Origin of the sequence: Parasphingopyxis sp. (genome assembly GCF_052168295.1) — a bacterium.
GTDB lineage: Bacteria > Pseudomonadota > Alphaproteobacteria > Sphingomonadales > Sphingomonadaceae > Parasphingopyxis.
Genome location: NZ_JBQLZN010000079.1, coordinates 1 through 4,411, shown reverse-complemented (window position 1 = coordinate 4,411; position 4,411 = coordinate 1). Strand labels below are relative to the sequence as shown.

Genomic DNA, 4,411 nt, shown 5'->3' with positions numbered 1-4,411 from the left:
CGCGCGCCTGCGCCTGCGCATCGTCGGGATGCACCTGTACCGAGAGCTTTTCGCTCGTGAACAGATATTTGACGAGCAGTTCGGGAGTCCCGCCATCCGGCATTTCGAACCAGATCTCGCCGATCGGTTCGTCGCCCGGCGCGGGGTCGGCAAAGCCGAGGCCGAGCGTATGGCGGCCCCACACCTTTTCGATCGCGCGCGTGGTCAGTCGGATCGCGGGCGTTTCGCTTGCGGGAATCGTGCGTGCGGACATGGCCAATGCGTCTTTCGTTCGATGGGCAATGCGGCTTATGGAGGAAATTCGCGCGAAAGGCACCCGCAATGACGATGACCAAATGGGCGAAGCGGCTCGCGATCCTGGTGCTGCTCGCGGCCGCAGGGTTGTGGAGCGCCGACTATATCCGCAACCATCCCGAGGACATGCCCTGGACGGCGCTCGACCTCCGGGATCCGGTCGGCATGTTTACGGCGCGCAAGATCGCGGCGCTGACCGAGGACGCACCACGTTGCACGGCGCTGCTCGATGCGGCGGACATCGACTATCGCGCGCTGCCGGACCGCACCGATAGCGACACATGCGGATATTCAGACGGCGTGGCGCTGACCCCGGACGGCGGCGCGCAAGGCATCGCCTATCGCCCCGCCGAACCCGCGCTCGCCTGTCCGGTCGCCGCGGCGCTTGTCCTGTGGGAGCGCGAGAGTATCCAACCGACCGCGATGCGGCTGTTCGGTCAGCGCGTCACCGCCATCGATCATCTCGGCACCTTCGCCTGCCGCCGGATCAACGGCGCGGCAGGCGGGCGCTGGTCGCAACATGCGACCGCCGACGCCATCGATATCGCGGGATTCATACTCGAAGACGGCTCGCGCATTTCGGTGCTGGAGGATTGGGAAGATGGCGGGCCGAGGGCCGCGTTCCTCACCGAAGTGCGCGACGGCGCGTGCCGCGTGTTCGCGACGACATTATCGCCCGATTACAACGCGGCGCATGCCGACCATTTCCATCTCGACCAAGCCGCGCGCGGGCGCTTCGGCGGCTCGCTCTGCCGCTAGCCTAGAGCGGAATCAGCCGCCGACCGCGCCCTCTTCGACGACCGTCATCTCGCCGCCGCTGTGGTTGAACGTGTTATATTCCAGCACATTGTTCAGCCGGTCGTCGCTGCGCGCGAGCGCTTCCTCGCGCGTATCGCCGAAACCGAAGCCGATCAGGTTGCGGACCCGGCCATTATATTCGACCCCGCCGGCCACGACGACATAATGCCCCGCGCCGCTATAGGTCTGGCAGGTGATGCGACCCGGATCGCTGTTGCGCTCGCGCAGCTCGGCCTCGGCCGCTTCGCGCAGCATGGCGCCGTCCACTTCTCCGGCCTCGGACTTCGCGACCGCATAGTCGTCGAAACTGAGGATGCCGTTGCGATCTTCGTTGGCGGCGATGCACCCTGCGATCGTGCCCGCCGAGGCCGGCACCGCGGCCAGCATCATGATCGCCGGTACGCTGAATTTTACGACCGATTTCATGGCTCTACTCCCAAAAACCCTCTGCTAACGCAGACGAGCATAGAGCAAAATCGGGGGAATCGGAAGCGCGAACAGTCGCGCAGTCACGCCGCTAGTGCGGGAGTGCATTCTCCGGAACCTTTTCGACCCAGTCGGGGTAGAAAGCGGGCGCCCGGTTCGACCAGCCCGGCGCGGTTGCCGCGGCTTCGCTGATCGATTGCAGCAAGACGCGCCGGCGCTCCGGATGGATATGCGGCAGCGCGGCCGCCGCGCAGAAAGAGCCGGGCAGCCAGGGGCGGACATAGGGGCCGAGCAAGCGCTCATACAGAAAACGATAGGCGGAGAAGCTCGGCAGGCGGTCCTGCCCCAGATCGAAGGCCGAGACGGTGACGAGCGGGCCCATGAACGGTTCGACCGAATCCAGGCCGCTATCGTCGGGAATCGTTTCGCGGATATCGTCGAGCCGTTCGTAAACGGCGGACTGCGCCTTGATCGCGGCGGCCTCGACCATGTCGCGGGACCATTTGCGGATCGCGTCGCGGCGCTCCAGGCCCACATCGAGCGAGCGGCGGACGTAACGCTGGGTCGATGCCTCGAACGACGCAAACTCCTTCATCTCGGCAAGCGCCATCGCGCCGGGCTGGGGAGTGTTTGTCTTCGTCATCGAACCCTCCGGTCCGTTGTTGATCTTGGCAGCCATAATGCCACGCAACAGGTTGACGAAGCGTTAACCATAGGCCGCTCTGCGCACAGTTGAATCAGTTATGTTGCAGCGCATCAACCGCAATGTGTAATTTTATGTGGATTTTCGCAATATTGTTGCACGAAAACACCGCAGCGCGGAAAATGGCGGTCGCGGGGCACTCACGGCATGGCGCGGCCCGCCCCGAGCAGTAGAACACGCACGTCGCCCTTCGCGGCATAGCTCGCGATCAGCAGATAGGTCGCAAGGAAAAGCATGCCGCCGAGAAAGGCGGGTATGGCGAGCAACAGGCCGGCCGCGCTGAATTGGTGCCGCCACGCGACCCAGAGCGCCGAAAGCACGAGAAAGCTGCCGAAATCGACATTGAACTGGCCCGGCCAGCCAAAGGCGGCGATATCGCCGAAAAACACGGAGAACAGGTCGAGGCCGTGCTCAGCGACGACGATCGCGGTATAGCCGATGATTATCAGCAGCAAAGCGATCAATAACAGGCGAAAAGCGGTCATGGCGGTCTCCCGGGATCGGTGTCGACCGTACCGCTATGCCTCGTATCTAGGCGATTCAATTATCTCGCAGGTAAAGAAAGTGGCGCAGGCTCAGTCCTTCTGCGCGCCTTCGTCATAGCCCGATGACGGCGCGGGCTGATCGTGCCCGGGCTGCACGTTTGCGGGCGGGTCCGAGGCCGGAAACGTCTCTTCCAGCCCCTCGTCCAACTCTTCCTGCTCGCGGGACTTGTCCGCGGCATCGGCAGCCCCTTCATCGGGATCGGGCGGCGCTACGGACATTTTCCGCATCGTTTTTTCGTCGACAATCTGGTCTTTCCTGGGCGTCATCGCGAATCTCCCTTTATCTTCTCTACCAACCCGGCAGTCGCGGGATCGTTCCGGATCGCCAAAGGCCGTTCGCCGGACGCGATTTCGACGAACGTATCGACAAAGCGCCGAAGCCGTTCGACTGGACGCGCGACATAGCGAGACGGGCGCCAATCCTTCCGCTACAAGACGCCCATGAACGGCAGACCGCCAGAACTTTCCCGCAATGCGGCCATCGGACACAGGCTCGGCCTCGTGTCGGTGCTCGGCCTGTGGGGATTCTATTTCGTCGTCGTAACGATCCGCGCCGCGGTGATGGCCTATCCCGGTCAGCTCGACATGCTGATCTATCGCGTCGTCGTTATCAGCGTGGCGATCGGGCTCACCTTTCTGCTCTATCTGTTCCTCGAACGCTTTGCCGACCGGCCGCTGCGCTGGCGGATCCCGATCGCCTTTGCGGCGGCCCTGCCCTTCGCCGCGGTGATTGCCGGGTTCAATTTCTACGTTTTCGAGGTCTGGGACCCGCTCGAACTGTTCAAGGGCGAGGAATGGGAAGAGCAGCGCGAGATGATCGAGGAATTTCAGGCGCGCGACCCGCTGGCGATGTGGCGCGGTTTCGCCGAGGCTGTGCTGTCGCGCTATTTCGTCGTGATCGCATGGGCGCTGCTCTATATGGCGCTGGGCTATGCGCAGATCGTCCGCCAGGCGGAACGGCGCGCCGCGATCTTCGCGCAGGAGGCGCAGACCGCGCAGCTCCGCGCCCTGCGCTATCAGGTCAATCCGCATTTCCTGTTCAACACGCTGAACGTGCTCTCCTCGCTCGTCATGCGCGACCGGCGCGACGAAGCGGAAAAGATGATCCTCAACCTTTCGACCTTCTACCGGACGAGCCTCACCGCCGAACCGGCGGACGATGTCGCGCTGGAGGAGGAGATCCGGCTGCAGCGCCTCTATCTCGATATCGAAGCCGTGCGCTTTCCCGAACGGCTGATCGTCGACATTGCGATCCCGAAATCGTTGAACGGCTGCTGCGTGCCCGCGCTGATCCTGCAACCGATCGTCGAGAATGCGATCAAATATGGCGTGTCGCGCGTGCGCCGGCCGGTGACGGTGTCGATCCATGCGCGCGAAGAGAACGGCAAGCTCATCATCACCGTCAGCGACGATGGCGATCCCCTTCCCGCCGATGGGCCGCACGGCACCGGCGTCGGGCTCAACAATGTCTATGAACGGCTCGACGCGCGTTACGGCGCCGAGAGCAACGTTACCTGGGGGCCGCGCGAGGGCGGCGGCTTCGCCGTCACACTCGAATTGCCGATCAACAGAGAGACGTGCTGATTTGTCAGACCTTCGCTTCGCTCAGGCGCGGCACCAGCCCGCTCCCCCTCCCGGCCTCCCA

The 4,411-nt window shown here is 63.7% G+C and carries 6 protein-coding genes and 1 pseudogene; 2 read left to right on the top strand and 5 right to left on the bottom strand.

Features of this window, described 5'->3' with window-relative positions:
- A pseudogene (locus ACTS1Z_RS12550) lies at positions 1–253 on the bottom strand (hypothetical protein); the annotation flags it as partial.
- Between the two features lie 68 nt (positions 254–321).
- Between ACTS1Z_RS12550 and ACTS1Z_RS12545 the strand changes: the two are divergent.
- A complete protein-coding gene (locus ACTS1Z_RS12545; protein ID WP_442624813.1) occupies positions 322–1,053 on the top strand; it encodes an extensin-like domain-containing protein in 732 nt (243 codons plus the stop codon).
- A 12-nt stretch (positions 1,054–1,065) separates the two neighbouring features.
- Here ACTS1Z_RS12545 and ACTS1Z_RS12540 read toward each other — a convergent pair whose 3' ends face one another.
- The 4 genes from ACTS1Z_RS12540 to ACTS1Z_RS12525 form a co-directional block, all read right to left on the bottom strand.
- The gene (locus ACTS1Z_RS12540; protein ID WP_442624812.1) at positions 1,066–1,518 is read right to left on the bottom strand and encodes a hypothetical protein; all 453 of its coding nucleotides are present in this window, start codon (positions 1,516–1,518) and stop codon (positions 1,066–1,068) included.
- A gap of 91 nt (positions 1,519–1,609) precedes the next feature.
- On the bottom strand, positions 1,610–2,161 hold the full coding sequence (locus ACTS1Z_RS12535) for a hypothetical protein (protein ID WP_442624811.1): 552 nt from the start codon (positions 2,159–2,161) through the stop codon (positions 1,610–1,612).
- Positions 2,162–2,361: 200 nt separating this feature from the next.
- Entirely contained in the window at positions 2,362–2,706 is a 345-nt protein-coding gene (locus ACTS1Z_RS12530; protein ID WP_442624810.1) for a hypothetical protein, read from the bottom strand.
- A gap of 90 nt (positions 2,707–2,796) precedes the next feature.
- Positions 2,797–3,033, bottom strand: coding sequence for a hypothetical protein (locus ACTS1Z_RS12525; RefSeq protein WP_442624809.1), 237 nt, complete (start codon positions 3,031–3,033; stop codon positions 2,797–2,799).
- A gap of 174 nt (positions 3,034–3,207) precedes the next feature.
- Between ACTS1Z_RS12525 and ACTS1Z_RS12520 the strand changes: the two genes are divergently transcribed.
- Positions 3,208–4,350, top strand: coding sequence for a sensor histidine kinase (locus ACTS1Z_RS12520; RefSeq protein ID WP_442624808.1), 1,143 nt, complete (start codon positions 3,208–3,210; stop codon positions 4,348–4,350).
- The last annotated feature ends 61 nt before the right edge of the window (positions 4,351–4,411 follow it).

What these genes read in the sequence shown, in the direction of transcription:
- ACTS1Z_RS12530 (WP_442624810.1), bottom strand. Translation starts at nt 2,706, where the DNA reads ATGACCGCTTTTCGCCTGTTATTGATCGCTTTGCTGCTGATAATCATC.
- ACTS1Z_RS12545 (WP_442624813.1), top strand. Translation starts at nt 322, where the DNA reads ATGACGATGACCAAATGGGCGAAGCGGCTCGCGATCCTGGTGCTGCTC.
- ACTS1Z_RS12525 (WP_442624809.1), bottom strand. Translation starts at nt 3,033, where the DNA reads ATGACGCCCAGGAAAGACCAGATTGTCGACGAAAAAACGATGCGGAAA.
- ACTS1Z_RS12540 (WP_442624812.1), bottom strand. Translation starts at nt 1,518, where the DNA reads ATGAAATCGGTCGTAAAATTCAGCGTACCGGCGATCATGATGCTGGCC.
- ACTS1Z_RS12520 (WP_442624808.1), top strand. Translation starts at nt 3,208, where the DNA reads ATGAACGGCAGACCGCCAGAACTTTCCCGCAATGCGGCCATCGGACAC.
- ACTS1Z_RS12535 (WP_442624811.1), bottom strand. Translation starts at nt 2,161, where the DNA reads ATGACGAAGACAAACACTCCCCAGCCCGGCGCGATGGCGCTTGCCGAG.